Origin of the sequence: Halovivax cerinus, assembly GCF_024498195.1 — an archaeon.
In the GTDB taxonomy this organism is placed as follows: domain Archaea; phylum Halobacteriota; class Halobacteria; order Halobacteriales; family Natrialbaceae; genus Halovivax; species Halovivax cerinus.
On the sequence record NZ_CP101824.1, the window covers coordinates 1,183,420 to 1,204,692 of the forward strand.

Here is a 21,273-nt window from a genome sequence, read left to right on the forward strand (position 1 = left end):
AGAACGCCGCGGTTCCCGAACCGTCGCTCACTACCGTCCACGTTCGCTGTCTCGATTCTGCTGTCCGAACGGTGGACGCGTGACGGATCGACGACCGGCGACTCGTCTCGTCGGCGGGTTACGGGTAGACGGTGCCGTTGACCTCTATCTCGTTCCCGCTGCCGCCGGAGACGGACGCCGGGGCGGTGCCGTTCCCGTTGGCGCTGTTCCCGGTACCGCGCGTATCGTCCGAGTTGTTCACCTGGAATCCGTGGTTTCCGTTGGTGTCGGCGGTGTTCTTGGAGAGGACGTTCCCGTCGGAATCGACGACGTGGACGCCGTCATCGCCGTTATCGCTGGTCGTGTTTCCTTTGATCGTGTTCTCGTCCGACTCGTCTACGTTGATGCCGTCTCTCTCGTTGTCGTTGGCCGTGTTGTTCTTGATCGCGTTCTCGTGGGAGTTGTCGAGGGTAATGCCATCTCCATCGTCGCCGTTGTTGTCGTCGCCGTTCTCGTTCGCGACGTTCTTTGCGATCGTGTTCTTGTTGGAGTCGTTGAGGTCGATACCGTCGTCGTCGTTCTCGCTCGCGTCGGACTTCTTGACTGTGTTCTTGTGCGAGTAGTCGAGGTCGATCCCGTCTTCGCCGTTACCGGTCGCCTCGACCTTCGCGATCGTGTTTTTCTTCGACCCGTCGAGATCGATGCCGTCGTCGCCATTGTCGCTCGCGCGGATCTTTTTGAGGGTGTTTTTGTGCGACAGCGTGAGCTGGACACCGTCGTCGTCGTTCTCCGTGGCGAGTACGTACGAGAGTGCGTTCTTCTTCGAGCCGAGCAGGTGAACGCCGTCGAACCCGTTCATCCGCGCTTCGAGACGCGTGATCTCGTTGCCCTTCGACAGGGCGAGAGCTAACCCGACGAAGTCGTTGTCGTTCATCTCGTTCTTCTTGATAGTGTTGTCGTCGGATTTCCAGAGGACGGCCCCGAAGGCGTTTCGCCAGGACCGGTTTTTGACGAGTGCGTTCCCGTCTGCTTTCACGAACAGGAACCCTACGCCGTAGTTGTCGGCCGGGTTGTTCCACGTGAGCGTGTTCCGGCTCGACTTGTGGAGGACGAACCCGAGCGCGTTGAAACACGCGACGTTGGACTTCAGGGTAGACTTGTCGGACCGGTAGAGGTAGTACCCGGCCAGCGCATCGTCGACCCGGTTGTCGTAGATCGTCCCGCCTTTCGTGTGCAAGAAGGCGATCCCGACGGTACAATCCTCGACGGTGAGGTTCTTGACCGTCACGTTGGAGAGTCGCTCTCGGGAGTCGCCCTTTTTCCCGTCTTTCTTACCACTGCCGTGTCCCTTCTTGTGGTGCTTCCCGTGGGAATGCGGTCGAGCGAGGACGCCGATCGACCCCACGTCCCACGGTTGTGGTCGCTCACCGTTCACGCCCAGAGCGCCGTCAGTGAACGACTCGAGTCCGATCGAGTCGTCGAGCGAGCCGTCGCCGAGTGAATCCATATCGAACGACCCGTCGTCGAGCGAGTCGAGGTCGATCGCGGACGGGTTCATACTCCCGTTTACGTTTCCGTCGCAGTAGATCGTGTGGCCGTTTCCGTCGAGCGTGACGTCGCTCGCGTGGATCTCGATGCAGGCGTGCGTGTGGCCGTGGTGACCGTGATGGCCATCGCACCCGCACCGCTCGCCGTTCCCGTTGGGATCGTAGTTCAGGTCGTCCTTCAGGACGTAGTGGCCGGGCTCGTCGATGACGTAGCCGCAGTGGTCGATCACTGTAACGCCCTTCTTCTTGCGGTGGTCCTTCTCTTCGTCTTCACCTGCGCTCACGGCACCGCTTCCGAGCGCGAGTGCGCCCGTGGCGGCGGCGCCACGGAGGTACCATCGTCGCCCGATGCTGGAATCGCCGGTGTCATCGTCTGACATGACGATTGAGGCCACCGTGACTGTCTATTTAGCTACGATGTAGGTATAATCGATCCGACCATTCGGGCTCCCGGTAAATACGCGAGTGACGGAGCGTACCGTATTCATTATCGTTCGGATCGCTGAAACGCGTATTTCGTTCGTACGGTACCCAGAATGGGCGGCTTACGGCCGGTACTGCGCTGAAAGGCCCGCCTACGAGGTCGAGCGCCCGTCGTCGTTCGACTGTATTCGGCGTGTACGGGGCGTTTGGCCGCAACTACCCTCCGTCGCGTTGCCCGGCGCCGCGGAACACGCGCCTGTCCCGAACGCAGGCCAGCGTGCCTCCTTCGACCGGTGTGCGATTCGAGCCGACGGCGGCGCGGGTCAGGATCGATCGTGCGCCCAGAACTCGTCGTCGACGGTCACTTCTTTCTTGAACAGCGGTACTTCGTCTTTCAGCCGGTCGATACCGTCCTCGACCGCCCGAAACGCCTCCCGCCGGTGCCCCGCGAGGATCACGACGAAGACGATGTCCTCGCCGTCGCGAACGACGCCGGTCCGGTGGTGGAGTTCGACCCCGAAGACGCCGTCGCGCGCGGCGAGATCGGTTTCGATGACCGACAGTCGCTCGTCCGCCACGCCATCGTACGTTTCGAACTCCAGGTGTGTGGTCCGAACATCATCGGAGGACTCTTTCGCGCGCACGCGCCCTGTGAACGTCGCGATCGCCCCGGCTCGCTCGGCCTCCGGAGCAGAGGTGACGCGATCGACGAGGGAACCGAGCGTCTCGTACGGTTCGCGCCCGTGGAGCGCTTCGAGTGCCGTCTCGACGTCCAGATCCCGGGGGTCTTCGAGAACGGCGAGCGGTTCGACCGCCGTCTCGATGGGCGTACCGAGTACGATTTGCGGGTGACGAAGCCCGTCGACGCCGACGACGACGGCGTACTCACACGTGGTCGCGAGGTCGTCGATCGCGTCGGCGACGGTCAGCCCCGTTCCGGTCGCCGCCCAGTCCCCGTCGGCACCGAGCTCGTAGGTGACGTCGCCGCCCCGTGGGCCGCCCTCGGAGACGCTCGCCGTCCCGTCGGCGATCGTCGCGTCGTACCGGACGATACCGACCCGTCCCGCCCGTTCGAGCCGTGCGACGACCCGGTCGACCGTCTGCGAGAGCGCGTCGGCCGGCGCATCGCCGGTGATACCGAGTACGTACATGGGTACTCCGTACCCGTCTTGGCGCTTGTAGCTGTCGTTGCCTCCTGCGGCTCGACCACGTGGCTACCGCTCGTCGGTTTCGATCGGGTGAGAGGAGTAAGCCCCCTTCTGTTCATCCCGGCATTTGGCTGAGCGTCCGCGCCCCCGCGGCGATGCCGCGGCGCGCCGAACTACCTGTGGCGCGGACTTGCACCGGTGGGGATTCGCCGTTCCATCGATCCTCGGCCGTCTGTGTGCGACCGGTCGCCTCTCCGGCGGCGGGTGCCGCCGTCGCGGTGCGGACACCGCGTTCGCGACCCGCGGGTTCGAACCGCGTGTGTGGCGGCGTTGCCGCCTCACGTGCCGTGGTTCTCACGCGAGCGGACTCGCGGCGTTCGCCGCTCGCCGCATCGCGGTTCTCGTGCCAGCGGCACGTCGAACCGCGCACGCTCCGAACCACGTGTACGGTCGCACGCCCTCTGCGGGTTACCTCCCCTTCCTCGCGGTCGGGTTCGCACGCGTCATCGGTCGGGCCGAGACGTGTCGTTTCTGTTCCAGAGCCGGCGGTCTCCCGCCCCGGACTTGCGTCCGGTCACCCGTTCGGCAGGTGGGGGGACTTTCCTCGCAGGCGCGGCGCATCTCGGGTGGCCACGGTTCGCGCGTGGCAGCGCGTGAGATGGGACCGCGTTGGCTGCGTCGCGCGTCTCGACGAGACGGACGACGCTACTGACGCAGCCCACCTCGCGGTGGGTCGCGTCCGACGCGACTGACGTCGCGCTGTTGGCGTGACCACGCTGGCGTACCATGGGCGCGGTCACGGTGCAGGGACGAACCGTGGCTTCGGGCGGTCCGTTCCCGATCTCCGGTGTACGGAGTCAGCGAGCGTCCCGTCACCGGGACGCACGTCGCGGCAGCCGGGCTCTCTCACCCGTTTCAGGCTAGGGGACGCGTACATTTATGTCCCACGATCGTGACTCCTACAGGGGCGTTCGAATGGAAGCGTTTTTGGGTGGTAATCCCTATGTACTCCTGTATGTCCCAGGGACAGGGAGTCGAGCTTTCCTACGAGGACGGTGCCCGCGCGGTCGAACTCGCGCGCGAAGCCGTCGAGGCGTTCGTCCAACACGGGCAGCGAGAGCATCCCGGAAGTATGCGCGAGGCCTTCTACGAGCGGACGGGTGCCTTCGTCCGCCTCGAGTCGACACGTGGTCGCGGCAGCCTCCGGGGCTGCGCTGGCGGGTATCGAACCGACGACCAGCTCGGCCACGTCATCGTCGACTCGGCCATCCAGGCCGCGAGCGAGGACTCCTGCGGCTCGGAGGTCACGCCCACCGAACTCGACAACCTCACGGTCTCGGTCTGTGCGGTCAGGAACGTCGTCCTGACGGACGATCCGCTCGCCGATCTCGAACTCGGCGTCCACGGTGTCGCCGTCGACGGCCGCGGCCAGGGCGGCTGGCTCTACCCGACCGTCCCCGTCGAGAACGGCTGGAGCGAACGCGAGTACCTGGACCGAACCTGCCGGAAGGCCGGCCTCCCGCCGACCGCCTGGCAGGACGACGACGTCGGCGTCACCCTCTTCGAAGGACACGTCTTCCGCGAGCGCGCGTCCGACGGGACGATCGAGGAACTCTAGGCGGGTTTTCGCGGCGGTACGCGATTCGGGGTTTCACGGGGCCAGTAGTCCGATCGAGCACGCTCGCCCGATCGTCGCGTGGAGCCGCCGATCGGGTTCGCCCGTCGATACACTCCGAGGGTGCCCCGACGATAGTACCCGGTCTCGATCACGTCACCGCGGGCACACCGTCCAGGTGCGGGGACGGACGACGCAGGACGATGGCGTCGCCGGCCACGCTGGAGTCCGTGATCGGTTCCTCCCGGACGCGACGCCGGACGGTCCACAGAATCTGGTTCGTTCAAGTCCCGCCGACGTGGCGCGGTACGTGCGCCCGGGATCCAGATAGCTCGGCGCGGCTGCGATCGGGAATCCGACGGCCAACGCGCCGAGCGTCGGGGTTCCCGCCGTGAGTACCACGGCATCCCGGAGACGCCGACGACACGGACTTCATCGATTCGGACGTGTACGAGCGTCGCCACGGCCGGCTGGCCGTCCACTCGACGACCACGTCGTCACTGGCGCCCATCGTTCCGTTCCTGTCCGTCCGGACCGTCTCCGAACCCGACCGCCTCGGCGTCGGCGAGACACCGATCGGTCGCCACGTCGAGATCGAACGTCCTGACGATCTCGCCGTCGCGAACGAGTGGTTCGAGCAGCGACTCGCCGTCGTCCGGTTCGTCGCGGTCGGCGAGCGAGACGTAGTGACCGCCGTCCGGTGTCCGGTAGACGTCCTTGACGCCGGACAGTTTGCCGCGCTTGGAGACGGCTTCACCGTCAACCGAGACGATGTCGAGGGCGAAGTCGACCGGGTCGGCGCTCGTGATGGCGCTGCCGACGCCGAAGCCGTCTGCGACGTCGCGCAGTTCGCGGAGCTGGGCGGGGCCGAGGCCACCGGAGCAGAAGAGGTCGACGTCGTCCCGGCCGCGTGCGTCGAGTTCCCAGCGAACCTCGCGGACGATGTGGCGGAAGTCGCCGCGCCGCGAGCCGGTGGTGTCGAGACGGACGCCGTCTAAGTCCTCGCCGAGCGTCTCCGCGGCAAGCAGACTCTCCGAAACCTCGTCCCAGAACGTGTCGGTGAGGGCGATTCGGGGGACGTCTTCGGGGACGGCCTCGTCGAATGCGCGCCAGGCGTCGGCCTGGTTGCCTTCGCCGAAGCAGAACATGAGGGCGTGGGGCATCGTCCCGCTCGCCTCCCGCCCGAGCGCGTCGCCGGCGGCGACGTGCGAGAAGCCGTCCAGGCCGGCCACGAGGGCTGCGCGTTCGACGACGGACGCGAGCGACGGGTGGAGGTGTCGAGCCCCGAAGGAGAGGACGGTCGAGTCCGGGGCGGCTCGTCGACACTCGAGGGCCGCCGTGGCGAACGCGCTCGGCTGCGAGAGCAGTCCTAGCAGCGATGTCTCGAGTTCGGCGAACTCACGATACCGGCCCTCGATGCGCATGACTGGTCCACCGTCGAAGAGCTGGCCGTCGGCGAGTGCGTCGACGTCGACCGACCGCCCGTCGAAGAGGCGCGCCGCCTCGGCCACGCCAGTGAACACCTCGAAGTCGCCGGTCGGGAACTGGTCGGCGGTCACCTCCGCGACGACGCGTGGGTTCTTCTCCGCGTGTGCGAGCGCCTCGTCCATCCGGAGGAAGTACGCGTCCGTGGCGCGGCCGTCGGCGATCGCGTCGTCGGGAATCGTGCCGAACGGAGTCGTCATGGTGGGAGATTCGTCTCGCCGGCGAAAAAACCACGCGTTTGCCGGGCGATCGACTTCCTCGTGACGGAACCGCCACCGGGCGATCGGTCGCGCCGCGGTGCCGTCTCAATCGATCCGTTTCGCGACGCCCGCCGCGCCGAGCAGGGCGACCAGCGCGACGATCGGCCCGAAACCGGGGATCGGTGCGCCGGCGCCCGGCTCGTCGTCCGTGGCAGTTCCGCCGTCGGCGGCCGTTCCGAACACCGCGTGCTCGATCGTGTGGTCGCCGTCGGGTGCCGCGCCCTCGCGGATCTCGGGTATCGCGTCCGTCGACGGCGCTCGTACGATCGTCACGGTGGTGCCGTCCTGTGCCAGAACGTACGCGCCGGGGTAGTCGGAGTCGATCCGGAGCGTGTTCTGCCGACCGTCGACGGGTTCGGCGTCGTGCAGCGAGAGCAGGTCCAGGTAGGCGTCGCGGAACGCTCGGGCGTCGGTCTCGGACGTCCACTCGGTCTGCCAGACGAACCCACTCTCCTCGGCGCTCCGGGCGTCGGTTGCGTAGACGACCATCTCGCCGCCGGCCCAGCCGTCGCTCTCCGGTTGCGCGTAGTGGATGTCCTCGATCCGGCCCTCCTGATCGGCGGTGAAGAACTCTCGGGTCGGAACCACGGACGGCACCGATCGTTCGCTCGCACCATCCGCGAACATGGACACGATGGTTCCCTCGCCCATCGTCAGCCGCGACACCGATCCGTTGACGGCGAGCGGGTGCCACTCGCCGCTCGATCGATCGTCGACGTCGACACCGACCGGATCGCGGTCGACGCCGGCGTGGATCACCTCGGAGGCGCTCGTCGGTGGCTCGTCGTACAGGGCGTCGACGGCGTCCCAGCCGCCCTGCTCGTAGACGGAGGCGACGAACTCGGGGCCCTCGTCGTACGGCATGTACATCGAGAAGTACTGCCCCCAGGAGGAAATGTCGGACCCCGACGAACTCGTTCCCGGTTCGAGGCAGGTCCACTCGGCGCCACAGCGCTCGGCGTAGCGCTGGTCGACGAACGAGGCCTCGCCCTCGACGAGTCCGTTGGTCGCGGCGTCGGCGTTCGTGGTCGACCGGTCGAACCCGTCGAGGCCGACGCGCTGGTCTTGCATCGCGTGGACCAGCTCGTGACCGAGCGTGATCTCGTCGACTTCCACGTCCTCCAGGTCGTCCGAGACGAGGACGATCTGGTCCGTCCCCGGTTCGTAGTAGCCGGCGACCGACCCGCCGTAGAGCTCTTTGTACGACTCGACGGCGTCGGTTTCCCGCGGGACCATGAAGAGTGCCTCGTAGCGGACGTTCTCGAGCACCGTCTCGTTCTCGGTGACGTTCCCGAACAGGTCGTCGGTCTCTCCCCGGAACTCGTCGCGCGTTATCACGTCCACGTCGGGGGTCCGATCGAACGTTCGATTGCGGATCGTCTCGACGCGGGCCATCGAGCGGTAGACGACTGCCTCGAGTTCCTCGTCCGGGACGTGGGCGCCCTCGCGGTCGTCCACCGGGAGCGGATCGTCGTACCAGTAGCCGGCGACGTAGCCGAGGGTGTCCTCTGTCGAGGGATCGGCCGGCCGGTCGTCGACCTGGGCGGGGAGCGTCGGCTCGTCGAGCGCGACCGGCCCGTTACTGGCGGCCGAACCGGCGGGCTGGTGGTGGCCTGGAGCGAGCGTCGGCGTCGCATCTCCTGCGGCGACGACCGGTGGCGCAGACAGCGGCACGACGAGTGCGACCGCGAGGAGGACGACGAGTAGATGGGTGCGAGTCGAGGACATCGGAATCGATACCGGCGGTTTGCTCGGCGGCGGCATAAGAACACGGGTCGCCCGACACCGCGATGGTGACTCTGCAATCGGTCGGCGATCTGTTGGTCGACGCACGAGGAGCTTGTCGACGGCGGTCGAACCGCCGAGGAACTTAGCGCGGCCGATCGGGGTGATCGCCCTGCGACACAGGCGCCTGCGGTCCGTTCGACGTGACAGTTATTGACCGACCGCACCTACACGCGCGTATGGACCTGCACCCGGACGAGACGGCCGTGGTCGTGGTCGACATGCAAACCGACTTCTGTCACCCCGACGGGGCGCTCTACGCGCCGGGCAGCGAGGACGTGATCGAGCCGATCGCCTCGCTGGTAGAGCGGGCAGACGACGCGGGCGCGCAGATCGTGTTCACCCGGGACGTTCACCCGCCCGAACAGTTCGACGAGGCGCACTACTACGACGAGTTCGACCAGTGGGGCGAACACGTCGTCGAGGGCTCGTGGGGTGCCGAATTCGTCGACGGGCTCCCGACCGACCGAGCGGATCACGTCGTCGAGAAACACACCTACGACGCCTTCCAGTTGACCGAGTTCGAGGGCTGGCTGCGCGCACGGGGCGTTCGTGACCTGCTCTTTTGCGGCACGCTCGCGAACGTCTGCGTCCTCCACACGGCGGGGAGTGCCGGGCTGCGGGACTTCCGGCCGATCCTGCTCGAAGACTGCATCGGCGCGATCGAGGATGCACACCACGAGTACGCTCTCGACCACGCCGAGTGGCTATTCGGCGAGGTCCACGCGAGTGACGAGGTCTCGTTCGTATAGATCGTCCGCGTCACTGGTCCCGTTCGTAACCCTCGTCCGCGTCACCGCCGTTCGCGTGACCGGCCGCGTCCTCGTCGCGGCGCAGTCGGGCGCAGGCGGCGACGCGCCGAGTCGAAATTGTTATTCTCATACCAGATGAGCGACGAACGATGGCCACGCCCCCGCCGACCGTCGTCGACGAAGGTGACTCGCTCCCGTTCGACCCGGCCGCGTGCCCGGATCGACCGGCGCACGACCGGATCCTCCTCGTCCGGCCGACGCACTTCGACGTCGCCTACGCGATCAACCCGTACATGGGTGGCGACGTGGATCGCGAGCGAGCGTTCGACCAGTGGCGTACCCTTCGGGACGCCTCCGACCGCTACGTCGACGTCACGGTCCTCGATCCGGACGACGGCTGGCGGCGATACGGAGCCGATGTCGTGGGGGCGGACGGGCTGTCGGATCCTGCTCGGCCGGCCGACCACCCCGATCTCGTCTTCGCGGCGAACCTCGGTCTCCCGACTGCGGACGGGACCGGCGTCGTCCTCGCGTCCATGGCGACCGACGAGCGCCGCGGCGAACCCGCGTACCTGGCCGCGTGGGCCGAACAGGCCGGCTACGAGGTCTCTAGTCCGCCGACCGGCGCGTTCGAGGGAACCGGCGACGCGCTCTGGCACCCCGACCGGCGCCTCCTCTGGGGTGGATACGGCGTTCGGACCGAGCGAGCGGTCTACGACGACCTGGCCGACCGACTCGACGTGCCGGTCCTCGCGCTCGAACTCACCGACGATCGGTACTACCACCTCGACGTCTGCCTGACGCCGCTCGACGCTGAGGCAGCCCTGATTCAGCCTGAGGCGTTCACCGTCGACGGACTGGCACGGCTCGACGAGGTGTTCGACACGATCCTCGAAATTCCCGTCGACGAATCGCTCGAGGGAATGGCCGGCAACGCCCACTGCGTCGACGGCCAACACGTCCTCTTGCCCGCCGGCAACCCGGAGACCGAGTCCGTCCTCCGTGACGCCGGCTACGAGCCCGTTCCGATCGACACGGGGGAGTTCGAGAAGGCCGGCGGCTCCGTGTTCTGTCTCTCACTCGAACTCGGAACGCCGACCTGACGCCCGTGGGCCGCCAGCCTCGCCACGACCCGGCCGCCGTCGCTCACTCCCGAAAGATCCGGTACGATCCCTGTCCGGAGGCGACCTCGCGTGTCTCGCCGTCCGGCGTCGTACTCTCGACGCTGATCTCGCTCACGCCGACCGTCGAGCCGACCCGAATCACGTCGGCCCTCGCCGACAGGTCGCCCGTCGCCGGCCGCAGGTAGTTCACGTTCAGGCTGATCGTCGCGACGCCGGTCTGGACGGGCCGGTCGAACTTCGTCCGCAGGACGAGGCCGCCGACGGTGTCGACCATCGTCGCCGCGACGCCGCCGTGGATGTCCGGCCGGCGGTCGGCACGTCCGCCGTTGGGGCGCGTGTTCGTCAGCTTCTCGTCGTAGGGGATACAGAGCGTCATCGTTCCGTCGTCGACGTGCTCGACGGTCATTCCCAGCCAGGAGAGGAACTCGTGGCTCTCGTCGATGTGGGCCTGCAGCGCGTCCCGCATCGCGTCGTACTCGTCGTTCATTACTCATCCGTCCGTCGGGCGCACTCTTGGATTCTGCGCTTGTCCGATTCGACACGTTGAACGGGGTTTGTTCGTCCCCGGGTCGCGAATCGGCGGCCTCTCGTCACCTGTCCAGCGACGAATCACCTCGGTAAGCGTGACGCTTGACCCGCCGGGAGAAATCAGAGAGGTTCATCGCCGCGGCGCAGTGTTCACAGCAGTACCGGACGCCGTCGGCGTACGTCTCCGAGAGCGGTGCCGGCGACTCGACGGTGACGCGGAAGAGGAACTGGGGCGCCACGTCTCGATTGCAGCGATAACACTCGCGTCCGCGCGGTTTGTACTCGGGTGCGTCGCTCGACGCGTCGGCGGCGGTCATCGACGATCACCGCGGGACGGTCGGCCGAACCAGTCGGTGACTCTCAGACTCACCGACGACCGACCTCCGAAATCGAAAGTCAGCGGCGGACAGTGTTCCAACTCTCGAAACCGAGAGCGGGCGAGACCTTTTTGTCGTAGAGGTGTGTATGCAATCATGGCTGACACAATCCCGCTAAGGATTTGGAAGCCACGTCCCGGGTGTCCTATCACCCGGGGCACTTTCGTACCCGTGCGGACGCAGCTTCCGTGCGGATGGTTGACGTGACGGGTAATATAGTTACCGATGGATAGGTGGAATCAACTCCTGGTGAGGCGTAGACAATCGGTGATGGGTGGGTCGAATCAACCCCCGCCGATCGGTGGCGGGGACACCTGGCTCCCCTATCCTCGATACCAGCAGGAGAAGAATTATTATACTCTAAAATGGCCTTGTTTAGATGCTCGTCACCAGCACGGAGCGCGCTTCACTAGTAAGTTCTAGGGTCCTAGCAAACGCTGCTACTTGTCGAATGTACTAGGAAATGAAGCGGGTAGCTTCGGTTGTGCCTACGAAGATTGCCCGCTTCACGAAGCAGGTTGTGTCGCTCTCACAAAAAGCCGTCGCTGGAGCGCCAAGACCGGCGTTTCAACCGGGTGAGGGCGGCTATGCCGACTGGGTAATCGTGACAATTCACGGTCTCAAAACCTACCTCGATTTGCCGTATCGACGGCTGCTCGACGTCCTTGCAGAAATGCCTCGAATCGGTCGAATTCTCGATTTAGAACCGGCTGAGTTGCCCGATTTTACCACCGTCTGTGCGCGCATGCAGCCGCTGAAAATGCCGATCTGGCGCGACTTTCTCCGCCTGTCGGCGCAGTTGCACGACACCGGCGACATTCAGGCGATCGACGCAACCGGAATGGATCGCATCGCGGCGAGTCAGCACTACGCCAAACGGACGAATTACACCTTTAGAGCGGTGAAAACGACGGCGTTGATCGACTGCGAAACTGGGGTGATTCTCGACATTCATTGCTCGATGAAACAACCTCACGACTCTCAGATCGCGTGGCAACTGCTCACGCGGAACCTAGAGAAACTGACGATACTGACCGCGGACAAAGGTTACGACTGGGAACTACTTCGTCATAAATTGCGATCTGAGGGCGTTACACCGGTGATAAAGTACCGAGAATTCGGTTGGCACGGCATCGCAAACAATGTCTTGCTCGACGATACGACGTACCATCAACGATCGAATATCGAAGCGACGTTTTTCGCGCTCCGGCGAAAATACGGTGAGATCGTGCGAGCTCGAACCTGGTTCGGCCAGTTCCGCGAACTCGTCCTGAAATGTGCCGTCAGAAACGTCGAACTAGCGCTTGACGCTGCTACTGGCTGATTTCAGCCGTCTAAACAAGGCCCTCTAAAATAAAAATCAGAGCCGATGAGCAGCTGGCCCTGCTGCAGATCCCGACGCCGACGGTCCCCGGAGGCGAATCGTCGATGACCAGGCGCAAACGTCGCCGCTCACGCCGGTCGTCGACGTCGGACGAACGCGAGTCGAACGAAACGTCCCGATCGCGCCGGCGTGCCCGATCCGAGTCCGCCGACCCGATGGCACCCGGCCCGATTGGGGTGCCCGTGATAGGAGCCGGACAGCAGACGCTCGACGAACCAGTCTCGCTCGGCCCGGCGGCGAGCGAGCGCGCGTCCGAACTCATCGCCGAGTTCCAGAATCGACCCGACGAGATCCCCATCGACAACAACCGGCAGAACCTGGCGTCGCACAAGCGGAACTGGGACGCCCACGAGGCGACTAGCCCAGCGGGCGACGCCGGCGTGCCCGACTCCGTTCGTGACGTGATTTCCTCGTCGGGGCAGTCGCTCGACGCGTCCGTTCAGCGTGCAGTGGAGGACCAGATGGGCGACTCGTTCGGTGACGTCCGGATTCACGCGGGACCGAATGCGGCGAACGCCTGCGAGGACATCAACGCGCGGGCATTTACGGTCGCAAATCACATCGCGTTCAATTCTGGGGAGTACGATCCGGAAAGTCCGGAGGGCCAGCACCTGCTGGCGCACGAGTTAGCGCACGTGAGGCAGCAGCCGGGCGGCGCGAACGGAGTGAGGGCCGCCGGAGGAGCGAGCGGGAGGAACGGAGTGACGACACGCGAGCCGGGTGGGGCCCTCTCGATGATGCCGCAGGAGGGAGTGGAGCTGGAGATCGATCCCGATCCGCAACTGGAGCGCGAGGCGGAAGAGACCGCCGAGCGCGTCATGACTGGGGAGGAGGTAGGAATACAGCGGCTGAAAGACACCGAAATACATGTCCAGCGATTGAGTGAAGACGCAAACGAAACGCTTCGAGAACTCCAGGAAAAATACGAGTTCTCGACGCTTACCGAAGAAGACGTCCGTGAGATCATCGAAAATATCCCGTTCGACCTCGACGACCTCGACGAACCTGAACGGATCAGACAGCTCTTCCAAGAGGGTAGTCACCAGCAGGACTCTCACGCCGAACTGCTGATCGTAGTCAAGACGCTGTTCGAACACGTCCGGAAAGTCGAAGGCGAAACCGACCCACGGAGGAAGGGCTCTCTGTTACCGGTCGCGGGCGAAAACGAAGAGCAAGCGTTACTATCGCTTGCTGATGGGATAACCGTCGAAACGATTCACCACGAACTCGGGCACGCGTTGGCGGATTCCTATGGGTACGGGTTCAGAGCAAAGAGCCATACGTGACGGTTCGCGACCGCTACGATGTCAACAAGAACAACTTTCCGAATGTACCTGAATCAGAGTACGAGAGCCACCAATTGAAGCAACTTGAGGACCAGGAGGTTCCCGGAGCTGTCGAACAGCTCGTCGAAGCGGTCAACGAAAGTTGGGAACGAATGCAAGCGGCAGGCAAATCAGCCTCGGAGAACGTCCACATGTACACGTTCCATTCGTTCGATGATATCGACAACTACGCTGCAACCCACGCACACGAAGTTCTCGCTCACCTCCACGAGGGTATGCAATCCGACGATCTCGAACATCCTGCGAATTGGTTCTACCGGCACGGAGGCCTGTTACGAGCGTACGTGGAGGTTTTCGAACCATCGGAGACGAAGAAGGGATTGATCTCGTACCTCCACAAGCAGGATCCGGACGCGAGTCCGTTCCAGCACAACCCCTATCCGTCCGTAACACCAAACGAGAGAGAAATTCGCTTCTGGAAACGAGACGTGAAACACGATCTCGAACGGATGGACAAGTTTCAGCAAGGCCCTGAATACTACGAACACGAAAATTACTAGGTGTTGCTAACATGGGAAGATTCATTCGGCTCTTGGAAGATGGCGAGGAGGTCGGTGAGATCAACCTGGATACGAGCACCGGTACGTACTCCGGCTCGAACGAGTACATCGAGTATCTGGTAGAGAAGATCAATGACGGTATCACGAAGAGAGAGGTCGGCGAAGCTCCTGAAGACAGTCCGTTACGCTCCCAATGGACGACGACGAGGACGGGTGACGATCTGAAGGAGTACGTGCTGCGGAAGTTGGACGGAGAAGGAGTCTCGTACGACCTCGTCGAAGTGTAGTGCAGTATACCCTGTCCGTTCGGTGTGCCGCCACTGTTCGATACTGGCGACCCCAATCTACCATCTGATACGCAAAGTAGACGAGGTACCGCTCGATCAGGATGACTGGTGTAAGGGGCACAAGCCAGAGCGAGAGTATTGGTACTTGGTCGAGTACTATCTGAGGGGGATAATCACCCGTGAGGAGATCTTATCGGAGTATAGGAACCCAGATCACTACCAGCCTGAATGTCGACACGCGAGCAGTTCCGGACAGCACGAGGAGGAAGGTGAATACTGGGCCGACAAGTGGGGACCTCTTGAGTGAGAAACAATGAGTGAGAACGGACCGGACAATTTGTACATTAGTACCGATATCGAGAACGCGATAATCCAGGGAGAGAAGGCGACGTTCGATAAACTCATCGACGACGCCGATCTGACTCACCGAGCTGACAATGGTAGTACCCTCTTGCATCAGGCGGCTATTTCGGGTCGTCTAGAAATGGCACGGGAGCTACTTGATCGAGGGATCGATTTGGATGCACAGAACGATGGAGGTATTACCCCGTTGCTTCTCGCTTTGAAAGTTGAGGAATATGATACAGCTGAGATGTTGCTTGATGCAGGCGCTGATCCGAACATCCTCGATAACAGGGATCGGTCTCCGCTCATGATGGCGTTCATGAAGGGAACGGAGGGTCGGGAGTGCATGAAGCAACTCCTCGAGCACGGTGCTGATCCGACCTTGTCGGATGCATCCGGTCGTGATCCGGTGGACTGTGTGTTGGAGTGGGCGAGGGAACTTGGGAAGACGGACGCGGTGGAGCTCATGGAGTCGTACGTCTAGGCGGGTCGGCTCGGTCACGACGAGGAGGAGTTATCGCTGGTATGGACGGGGACATCATCACGGCCTACCCCGTCGAGGGACCACGAACGCCGGTCTGGAAACCGAATTCCGGGTGGGAAAATGTCTGAAAACGGCTTTCGGTACGAAGTAACGTACGACGAAGCGTTCGAGGAACAGGTACGGCAAGGAGATGTTAATCCGCTCTGTGAACTACGAATCGTCGTCAATGGCGGCGATCTGGCCGGAGCACCGCCGGGGGAGTCATACATCGACGACTACATCTTCTACCACTTCAGGAAAGTAGCCTCCGCCATCCCCGAAGTCCTCGACGGAAACGACCGAGAGCTACAACTCTATAGTGTCCCAGAGTATCTGGTACTACGCCCCCACAACGGAACCGTTTCCGTCTCGTTGCTTTCTCCGACCGAAATCGAGGGAGGGGACGACCACCGTGGTGTGACCGTCCCGAAAGAAGAACTGGTCCACGGAATCGTAGATGCAGTCGAAGCGTATTACACCGCCCTGACGGATGTAGATACATCATTGAAGGCTGATGAGAACGTTTCCGAATTACTCGCGACTGTCGACTCAATTCGTGAAACAGCGTATTATGGGTGAAGCTTCCGACGGTTTCGTAGTTGAATGATGGACTATCTTGTCACAGGATCGGATTCGGCCGCCAGTTGGCTCACGTCAATCAGCAACCTGTTTTGACGATTTCGGTGCTTCCAAAAGACAATTTCGCGTAAGAGATCGACCCGATCCGCAGCCCGAATGGGGACCGAGGCGGCCACTCCACGGGGATTCTGTATAACTGCTGGTCACCATACCGCTACTGGCGGAGTCGTAGCGTCTTCGGCACCAGTCCGGTTCGATCTCGCCGATTGAACTCAATATTTTGAACCACACCAAAAAATACTACACTACCGGCCGCCAAGCGACGAGTGTATGCCCTCCAGTTCGGACGGTCACGCGGCGAAACTCACGCGCCTCCGTGACGTCGCCATGACGGTCAGGGAACCGAGAAACGCGGGAGAGATCGCCGAGGCAGCTGACCTGTCACCGAATACCGCCCGAAAATACCTCGACCAGCTCGTCGAGTCAGGCGTCCTCGAAACCGTCGATGCCGGACGCGAAACGCGCTACGCGCCGGATAGAAAGCGCCAGTACCTCGACCACCTCCGGGAGTCGATCGAGACGTACTCGAAGGACGCCCTCGCGAACGAACTCGACGCGATCAGGGACGATATCGATGACTACCGCCGGACGTACGACGTCGAAACGCCGGACGAACTGCGCGCGAGCGTCGGCGACGACGGCGTCGACGCGACAGATCGCGAGCACCGTCTTCGCGACGCCGAAGACTGGACCTACTTCGAACGGCGCGCGACCATGCTGCAGGAAGCGATCACTCTCTACGACTCGCTCGACGCGGCCGGTCGTGACTGCCCGGGTATCTCGGCGTAGATGGTTCCCGGCGACACGCACCTCGACCGGTTCGAGATTCACAAGCGATTTCGGAACCGACTCGAACGTGCGCCGTTCGTCAAACATGTTCGGGCACGCCCGAGTCCGATGCGTCCAACTCATCTCGTCGTGACGATCGATACGACGGCCTGGTTCGATGTGGACTATCGGTCGGATACGGCGACGCTCGAAGTCGAGTGGCGACCTCGTGAGGGGCGTGACTGGTTCCGTATTCAGTACGCCGAAGCGGGAGCGGACTGGTCCTGCGGGTGGCATCAGGACGGCACGCACGACGATTTCGGCCCGAACCACTTCCAGGTGGATTGCGATAGGTGGGGCGAGTCACGTCGGGAACCCTGTGACTTCGACGATCCGAACCCGATGGCGGTACTAGAGTGGTGCCTCGCAACGCTCCAACGACGAGTGCCATCGCTGCCCGAACGAGATCACGCGGCGTAGACCTGCCAGGGAGGAGCCGACCGACCGTCACCCCCGGACGACCGAAACAGCGACGCGATCGCCCACCGCGAACGGCCGATCCGGGCAGATCAGCTTCGCGCCGAACCGGGCGTCGCGGGCACAAGAGAACGAAAGTCCAGTCACCGCCTCGCCGTCGACACGAACCGTCGCGTCGCGCCAGTCGATCGTCCGGCCGTCGGCGCGACCGATGTCGTCCCCGTTCAGCCGGACTACGTGTTCCGGTTCGTCGTCCGTGTCCCGTCCACCGCCAGCTGCGGGATCGGCGTCCTCTGCGGGGGTGTCCATCCGTTGCGGTCCCGCTCCTCGGCCGAGCACGCCGCCGGTGTCGTAGTGCGGGAGCCCGCCGTCCAGCACGCCACCGCCGTCGGCGGCGATACCGACCCACTCGTCGCCTGGGGCCGGGTGTGCGGGCGTGTCGAGGATCGCGTACGTCTCGCCGGTCGCGACGACCGTCCCCGTTCCGTCCCAGGGGAGCGGGCGAACGTCGACGCCGAGGTCGACCGGGAGGGATCCCGTTGCCCGGTGCAGGTTCCGATCCGGGGCCCGGAACCCGACGTGGAGGTGGGTGCCGACCCAGGGAGCGAAGAAGCCCGCGCGGACGAGTCGGCCGAGGTCGTCGCCGATCGCGACGCGGTCGCCCGCTTCGACCGCCGGGTCGACGTGGAGGATTCGGGCGACGAGTCCGCGTGCAGACGCCGGCTCCTCCACGTCGACGAGAATCAGGTGGTCGTGTTCGGGTGCGTAGGGTTTCGGCGGTGCGCTGACGGTCCGCGTCTCGCGAACGATGCCCGCGACGGGTGACGGGGCGTCGGTCGCGAGTCCGGCGGCGGGATCGCTGTCGCCGGGATAGAGGTCGATCGCACACCCCGCGTCGTGGGCGGGATACGGCGAGTTGTACAGCGAGAACCGCCGGTACCGGTCCAGGACCCGGTCGCCGAGGACGACGCGTCTCGCCTCGCCGACGTCTCGGTCACTCGCTGGCCCGCGGTCGCGGTCGACATCGACGCCGTCCAGCGACCGTCCGTGACGGGTCGCGTCCCCATCGTCCATCGCCCACACGTGCGAGTCGCGTAGGTTTACCTCGTTCGGGTTCGAACCGTGAGTCGTGACGGTCTATCTCTATCGCGGGCGCGGCGAGACCATCGACGCCGACCGCGAGGTGAGCCGGGGCCTGCTCGATCACGCGGCCGAGGGTGACCGGGCGGTGCGCGTCTGGGTTCCCCACCGGCGGGTCGCGTTCGGCCGTCGGGACGCCAATCGAGAGGGGTACGAGGCCGCCCGCCGCGCCGCGAGAGACCGCGGTTTTCGGCCCGTCGGCCGTCGCGTTGGGGGGCGGGCGGTGGCCTACGACGGGGAGACGACGCTGGCGTTCGCCCGCGCGGAACCCGTCTCCGACCTTCGATCCGGCATCCAGGACCGGTACGAGACGCTGACGGCAGACGTCGTGGCCGCACTCGACGAGGCGGGGGTCGCAGTCGTGGAGGGCGAACCGCCCGACTCGTTCTGTCCCGGTACCCACTCACTGCGGCTGCCCGACGGTGGGAAAGTCGTCGGACTCGCCCAGCGAGTCACCGCCGACGGCGCGCTCGGCGCCGGCATCGTCCTCGTCGACGGTTGTGGAGAACTCGCCTCCGTCCTGGGGGACGTCTACCGGGCACTCGACGTCGCGTTCGATCCGGAGTCGGTCGGCTGCGTCGGTCCCGCACTCACAGAGCCGGTCGACGTTCCGACCGCGGCCGTCCGGCAAGCCCTCGAACGGTCGCTCTGCAGCCCGGTGGCCGCGCGCCGAGAGTGCGATCCCGGGGTCGACGTGGCGGTTCGGTCCGTCGGTTCCGATCCGGCCTGACGGTCTCGCGAGGTCGGCCCGATCTGTCGGTCGGTTTGCCGGGCGTAGAATCACTCACTCGCACACACTTTATTTCGAACGAACACATACACACATACATACACACACCCCCACCCACACACACCCACCCACACACACACACTCTCTCTCTCTCTCTCTCGATCGTGTACCGTCACCGTTCGTCCCGACGTGATCGAGATTCGACTCACCATCGCGCCGGCCGTTCGTCCCGGGCGAGGCCTCGACGCTGCTCTCCGGTGTAGTTGCCGAGCGTACGATATAGACATTTTACGATATTGGAGCAGAACCTTATCGGTTCTCGGCCGTCACAGAATAACGTATACGATCTGATTTATTGAATCAACGTATTTATATTTCCCCGGTGATTTCAGGACACTATCCGAATCGTATGACGCGGAGTGTCGCAGGGAGGCGGAGTCTGGAACGCCACGCTACCACAGAGTGGCGGGACCCGGAGGGGAGCCGATGAACGCGCTTCTCGGTCCGGTGACGAAGGGTGTTCGCCGCGTCGCGACGAAGTGGCTGGCACCGATCTTGCCCGTCCTTCTGAGTGCCGTATTACTCGGGCTGATCGCGGTCGTGCTGGTCGAACCGACGGGTCTCGTCGAACGGGTCCCGTCGACGACGGTCCCGGTCGTCGGGTGGTCGGTCGCGCCGAAGGCCCTCGTGTTCGTCGGCGTGACGGCGACGGGTCTCGTGGTGGGCGGGATCTGTCTCCTCGGCTACCGATACCACGACGAACTCACCACCTACTGGAACACCTACTCCGCGTGGGCTCAGGCGGTGCTCGTGGGCTTTCTCGCCGCGACGCTGGTCGCAATCGGGTGCTACGGTGCGGCCCTCTTCGATCGAGTACCGACGTACGCCACGTTGCTCGGTTTTCTCGTCACCTGGCCGGTCGCCGCAGGTGTCGTCTTACTCTTCGACAGACGGAGCGACGGCGATGGCTCCTCCGCCTTCTCGTCTGTGAAGACTGGCTACGTCCACACACGCGGCCTCGAGAGCCGGACGCTGTCGTTGATCGTTGGTTTCCTCGGGGCGATGGCCGGCGGCCTGTCGCTGTGGTACGCCTGGCGGTGGTACACCGGGGATCCGTCGTTTCCCGCGATCGTCGCCGTGACCGTCTCGCTCTGGATCGTGATCACGCTCGTCGTCTACAACCGGTACGAGGCGTCGTCGATCGAACGCACGGATATCTCGATCGTCACGGTTCGGACGCCCGAATCCAGACCCACTCGTGAACTGACGATCAAGAACGGTGCGAGTACGTCCGTCGACCTGGCCGAGTCACGAATCCGTGACACCTCGTTCGAACTCTACCGACTCGGCGTGGCAATCACGTTGCGTCCGGGCGCCACGTGTACGTTCGAGATCCCCGAAACCTTCACACTCGAACCGAACGACGAGTCGATCGACCTGCCGCTTGGGTACAGCCTAAAGCGGGGTGGCGAGACGCCGACGCTCTTTACGCGATCGGGCGACATATACGCGCTCGACCTGGCTGACGGCGCGATGGGGGACCCGGAATCCGACGCCACGATGGAATCCGAACCGGATGCCGATCTCGTCGCCCAGGAGTGATCGAACCCGATACCGAAACAGACTCGATCGTCTCGATTCAATTCGTTACAGGGAAAATACTAAAACAACTCTTTACAAATACGAACCCATGCGCGACTCGTCGTTGCGTTCGTGATTTCACCGATGACCACCCAAGACGATACCTCCATCGCGACCCCAACTCGTCGAGCCATCGCCAGCGGTGTGGCCACCACCGACGTGACGGTGGTGGGGGGACACACAGACCGGTGGCGGACGACGGCGGAACCCACCATCGCCGGCGGTCTCGGTTCTGTGATCCGTCGACAGCGGTCGATTCGAACGGTCGATCCCGGGCGGCTGAGCGGACGATTCGTCCGTCGCATCGTGGCGCGGTGGTCGACGCTTGCGCTGTCCGTTCGCCGACGGCCCTCCGTGGTCCCCGGTGAGGAATCGACTGTGCCGGCGGAGGCTGCGTCGGCGTGGGACGATCCAGATCGGCCCGACGTGACTGACCAGGGACTGCAGTGGCTATCGCCGTCGGGGCCTGT

Annotated in this window: 19 protein-coding genes and 1 pseudogene; 13 read left to right on the forward strand and 7 right to left on the reverse strand. The window is 64.1% G+C overall.

What is annotated here, in order from left to right; genetic code table 11:
• Positions 1–118: 118 nt before the first annotated feature.
• Complete coding sequence (locus NO366_RS05525) at positions 119–1,906, reverse strand: NosD domain-containing protein (RefSeq protein ID WP_256533333.1); 1,788 nt, start codon at positions 1,904–1,906, stop codon at positions 119–121.
• Positions 1,907–2,272: 366 nt separating this feature from the next.
• Positions 2,273–3,100, reverse strand: a complete 828-nt coding sequence (locus NO366_RS05530) for a molybdopterin synthase (RefSeq protein WP_256533334.1) — start codon at positions 3,098–3,100, stop codon at positions 2,273–2,275.
• Positions 3,101–4,112: 1,012 nt separating this feature from the next.
• Between NO366_RS05530 and NO366_RS05540 the strand changes: the two genes are divergently transcribed.
• On the forward strand, positions 4,113–4,715 hold the full coding sequence (locus NO366_RS05540) for a TIGR00296 family protein (RefSeq protein ID WP_256533335.1): 603 nt from the start codon (positions 4,113–4,115) through the stop codon (positions 4,713–4,715).
• A 494-nt stretch (positions 4,716–5,209) separates the two neighbouring features.
• On the opposite strand, the gene NO366_RS05545 is transcribed toward NO366_RS05540, so the two are convergent.
• Positions 5,210–6,397 carry a nicotinate phosphoribosyltransferase gene (locus tag NO366_RS05545; RefSeq protein ID WP_256533336.1) on the reverse strand — a complete coding sequence of 396 codons (1,188 nt, stop codon included), beginning with the start codon at positions 6,395–6,397 and terminating at the stop codon, positions 5,210–5,212.
• Positions 6,398–6,502: 105 nt separating this feature from the next.
• Positions 6,503–8,185 (reverse strand): Hvo_1808 family surface protein, encoded by a 1,683-nt coding sequence (locus NO366_RS05550; RefSeq protein WP_256533337.1) that lies wholly within the window; start codon positions 8,183–8,185, stop codon positions 6,503–6,505.
• Positions 8,186–8,421: 236 nt separating this feature from the next.
• Here NO366_RS05550 and NO366_RS05555 point away from each other — a divergent pair, with 236 nt between their 5' ends.
• Together NO366_RS05555 and NO366_RS05560 are read left to right on the forward strand one after the other, a co-directional pair.
• Positions 8,422–8,994 carry a cysteine hydrolase family protein gene (locus tag NO366_RS05555; RefSeq protein WP_256533338.1) on the forward strand — a complete coding sequence of 191 codons (573 nt, stop codon included), beginning with the start codon at positions 8,422–8,424 and terminating at the stop codon, positions 8,992–8,994.
• A 149-nt stretch (positions 8,995–9,143) separates the two neighbouring features.
• Positions 9,144–10,097, forward strand: a complete 954-nt coding sequence (locus tag NO366_RS05560; RefSeq protein WP_256533339.1) for a dimethylarginine dimethylaminohydrolase family protein — start codon at positions 9,144–9,146, stop codon at positions 10,095–10,097.
• Between the two features lie 43 nt (positions 10,098–10,140).
• Here NO366_RS05560 and NO366_RS05565 read toward each other — a convergent pair whose 3' ends face one another.
• Positions 10,141–10,605 carry a PaaI family thioesterase gene (locus tag NO366_RS05565; protein ID WP_256533340.1) on the reverse strand — a complete coding sequence of 155 codons (465 nt, stop codon included), beginning with the start codon at positions 10,603–10,605 and terminating at the stop codon, positions 10,141–10,143.
• A 103-nt stretch (positions 10,606–10,708) separates the two neighbouring features.
• Positions 10,709–10,963 (reverse strand): hypothetical protein, encoded by a 255-nt coding sequence (locus tag NO366_RS05570; protein ID WP_256533341.1) that lies wholly within the window; start codon positions 10,961–10,963, stop codon positions 10,709–10,711.
• A gap of 523 nt (positions 10,964–11,486) precedes the next feature.
• Between NO366_RS05570 and NO366_RS05575 the strand changes: the two genes are divergently transcribed.
• The 8 genes and pseudogenes from NO366_RS05575 (at position 11,487) to NO366_RS05605 (ending at position 16,836) form a co-directional block, all read left to right on the forward strand.
• Complete coding sequence (locus NO366_RS05575; protein WP_256531445.1) at positions 11,487–12,347, forward strand: IS5 family transposase; 861 nt, start codon at positions 11,487–11,489, stop codon at positions 12,345–12,347.
• A 215-nt stretch (positions 12,348–12,562) separates the two neighbouring features.
• A pseudogene (locus NO366_RS18550) lies at positions 12,563–13,297 on the forward strand (eCIS core domain-containing protein); the annotation flags it as partial.
• A gap of 392 nt (positions 13,298–13,689) precedes the next feature.
• The gene (locus NO366_RS05585) at positions 13,690–14,253 is read left to right on the forward strand and encodes a hypothetical protein (protein WP_256533343.1); all 564 of its coding nucleotides are present in this window, start codon (positions 13,690–13,692) and stop codon (positions 14,251–14,253) included.
• Between the two features lie 11 nt (positions 14,254–14,264).
• Complete coding sequence (locus NO366_RS05590; RefSeq protein WP_256533344.1) at positions 14,265–14,540, forward strand: hypothetical protein; 276 nt, start codon at positions 14,265–14,267, stop codon at positions 14,538–14,540.
• A 22-nt stretch (positions 14,541–14,562) separates the two neighbouring features.
• Positions 14,563–14,847 carry an HNH/ENDO VII family nuclease gene (locus NO366_RS18620; protein ID WP_382274552.1) on the forward strand — a complete coding sequence of 95 codons (285 nt, stop codon included), beginning with the start codon at positions 14,563–14,565 and terminating at the stop codon, positions 14,845–14,847.
• 6 nt (positions 14,848–14,853) lie between these two features.
• The gene (locus tag NO366_RS05595; RefSeq protein ID WP_256533345.1) at positions 14,854–15,369 is read left to right on the forward strand and encodes an ankyrin repeat domain-containing protein; all 516 of its coding nucleotides are present in this window, start codon (positions 14,854–14,856) and stop codon (positions 15,367–15,369) included.
• A gap of 120 nt (positions 15,370–15,489) precedes the next feature.
• Complete coding sequence (locus tag NO366_RS05600; RefSeq protein WP_256533346.1) at positions 15,490–15,987, forward strand: hypothetical protein; 498 nt, start codon at positions 15,490–15,492, stop codon at positions 15,985–15,987.
• Between the two features lie 330 nt (positions 15,988–16,317).
• Positions 16,318–16,836, forward strand: a complete 519-nt coding sequence (locus NO366_RS05605; protein ID WP_256533347.1) for a winged helix-turn-helix domain-containing protein — start codon at positions 16,318–16,320, stop codon at positions 16,834–16,836.
• Positions 16,837–17,322: 486 nt separating this feature from the next.
• Here NO366_RS05605 and NO366_RS05610 read toward each other — a convergent pair whose 3' ends face one another.
• Positions 17,323–18,366 carry a DUF8155 domain-containing protein gene (locus NO366_RS05610; protein ID WP_256533348.1) on the reverse strand — a complete coding sequence of 348 codons (1,044 nt, stop codon included), beginning with the start codon at positions 18,364–18,366 and terminating at the stop codon, positions 17,323–17,325.
• A gap of 55 nt (positions 18,367–18,421) precedes the next feature.
• Here NO366_RS05610 and NO366_RS05615 point away from each other — a divergent pair, with 55 nt between their 5' ends.
• Together NO366_RS05615 and NO366_RS05620 are read left to right on the forward strand one after the other, a co-directional pair.
• Positions 18,422–19,162 (forward strand): lipoyl protein ligase domain-containing protein, encoded by a 741-nt coding sequence (locus tag NO366_RS05615; protein WP_256533349.1) that lies wholly within the window; start codon positions 18,422–18,424, stop codon positions 19,160–19,162.
• Between the two features lie 486 nt (positions 19,163–19,648).
• Entirely contained in the window at positions 19,649–20,764 is a 1,116-nt protein-coding gene (locus tag NO366_RS05620; RefSeq protein ID WP_256533350.1) for a hypothetical protein, read from the forward strand.
• Positions 20,765–21,273 lie beyond the last annotated feature (509 nt).

Coding starts and splice junctions, on each gene's coding strand:
- NO366_RS05525 (WP_256533333.1), bottom strand. CDS start 1,906: ATGTCAGACGATGACACCGGCGATTCCAGCATCGGGCGACGATGGTAC.
- NO366_RS05530 (WP_256533334.1), bottom strand. CDS start 3,100: ATGTACGTACTCGGTATCACCGGCGATGCGCCGGCCGACGCGCTCTCG.
- NO366_RS05540 (WP_256533335.1), top strand. CDS start 4,113: ATGTCCCAGGGACAGGGAGTCGAGCTTTCCTACGAGGACGGTGCCCGC.
- NO366_RS05545 (WP_256533336.1), bottom strand. CDS start 6,397: ATGACGACTCCGTTCGGCACGATTCCCGACGACGCGATCGCCGACGGC.
- NO366_RS05550 (WP_256533337.1), bottom strand. CDS start 8,185: ATGTCCTCGACTCGCACCCATCTACTCGTCGTCCTCCTCGCGGTCGCA.
- NO366_RS05555 (WP_256533338.1), top strand. CDS start 8,422: ATGGACCTGCACCCGGACGAGACGGCCGTGGTCGTGGTCGACATGCAA.
- NO366_RS05560 (WP_256533339.1), top strand. CDS start 9,144: ATGGCCACGCCCCCGCCGACCGTCGTCGACGAAGGTGACTCGCTCCCG.
- NO366_RS05565 (WP_256533340.1), bottom strand. CDS start 10,605: ATGAACGACGAGTACGACGCGATGCGGGACGCGCTGCAGGCCCACATC.
- NO366_RS05570 (WP_256533341.1), bottom strand. CDS start 10,963: ATGACCGCCGCCGACGCGTCGAGCGACGCACCCGAGTACAAACCGCGC.
- NO366_RS05575 (WP_256531445.1), top strand. CDS start 11,487: ATGAAGCGGGTAGCTTCGGTTGTGCCTACGAAGATTGCCCGCTTCACG.
- NO366_RS05590 (WP_256533344.1), top strand. CDS start 14,265: ATGGGAAGATTCATTCGGCTCTTGGAAGATGGCGAGGAGGTCGGTGAG.
- NO366_RS05595 (WP_256533345.1), top strand. CDS start 14,854: ATGAGTGAGAACGGACCGGACAATTTGTACATTAGTACCGATATCGAG.
- NO366_RS05600 (WP_256533346.1), top strand. CDS start 15,490: ATGTCTGAAAACGGCTTTCGGTACGAAGTAACGTACGACGAAGCGTTC.
- NO366_RS05605 (WP_256533347.1), top strand. CDS start 16,318: ATGCCCTCCAGTTCGGACGGTCACGCGGCGAAACTCACGCGCCTCCGT.
- NO366_RS05610 (WP_256533348.1), bottom strand. CDS start 18,366: ATGGACGATGGGGACGCGACCCGTCACGGACGGTCGCTGGACGGCGTC.
- NO366_RS05620 (WP_256533350.1), top strand. CDS start 19,649: ATGAACGCGCTTCTCGGTCCGGTGACGAAGGGTGTTCGCCGCGTCGCG.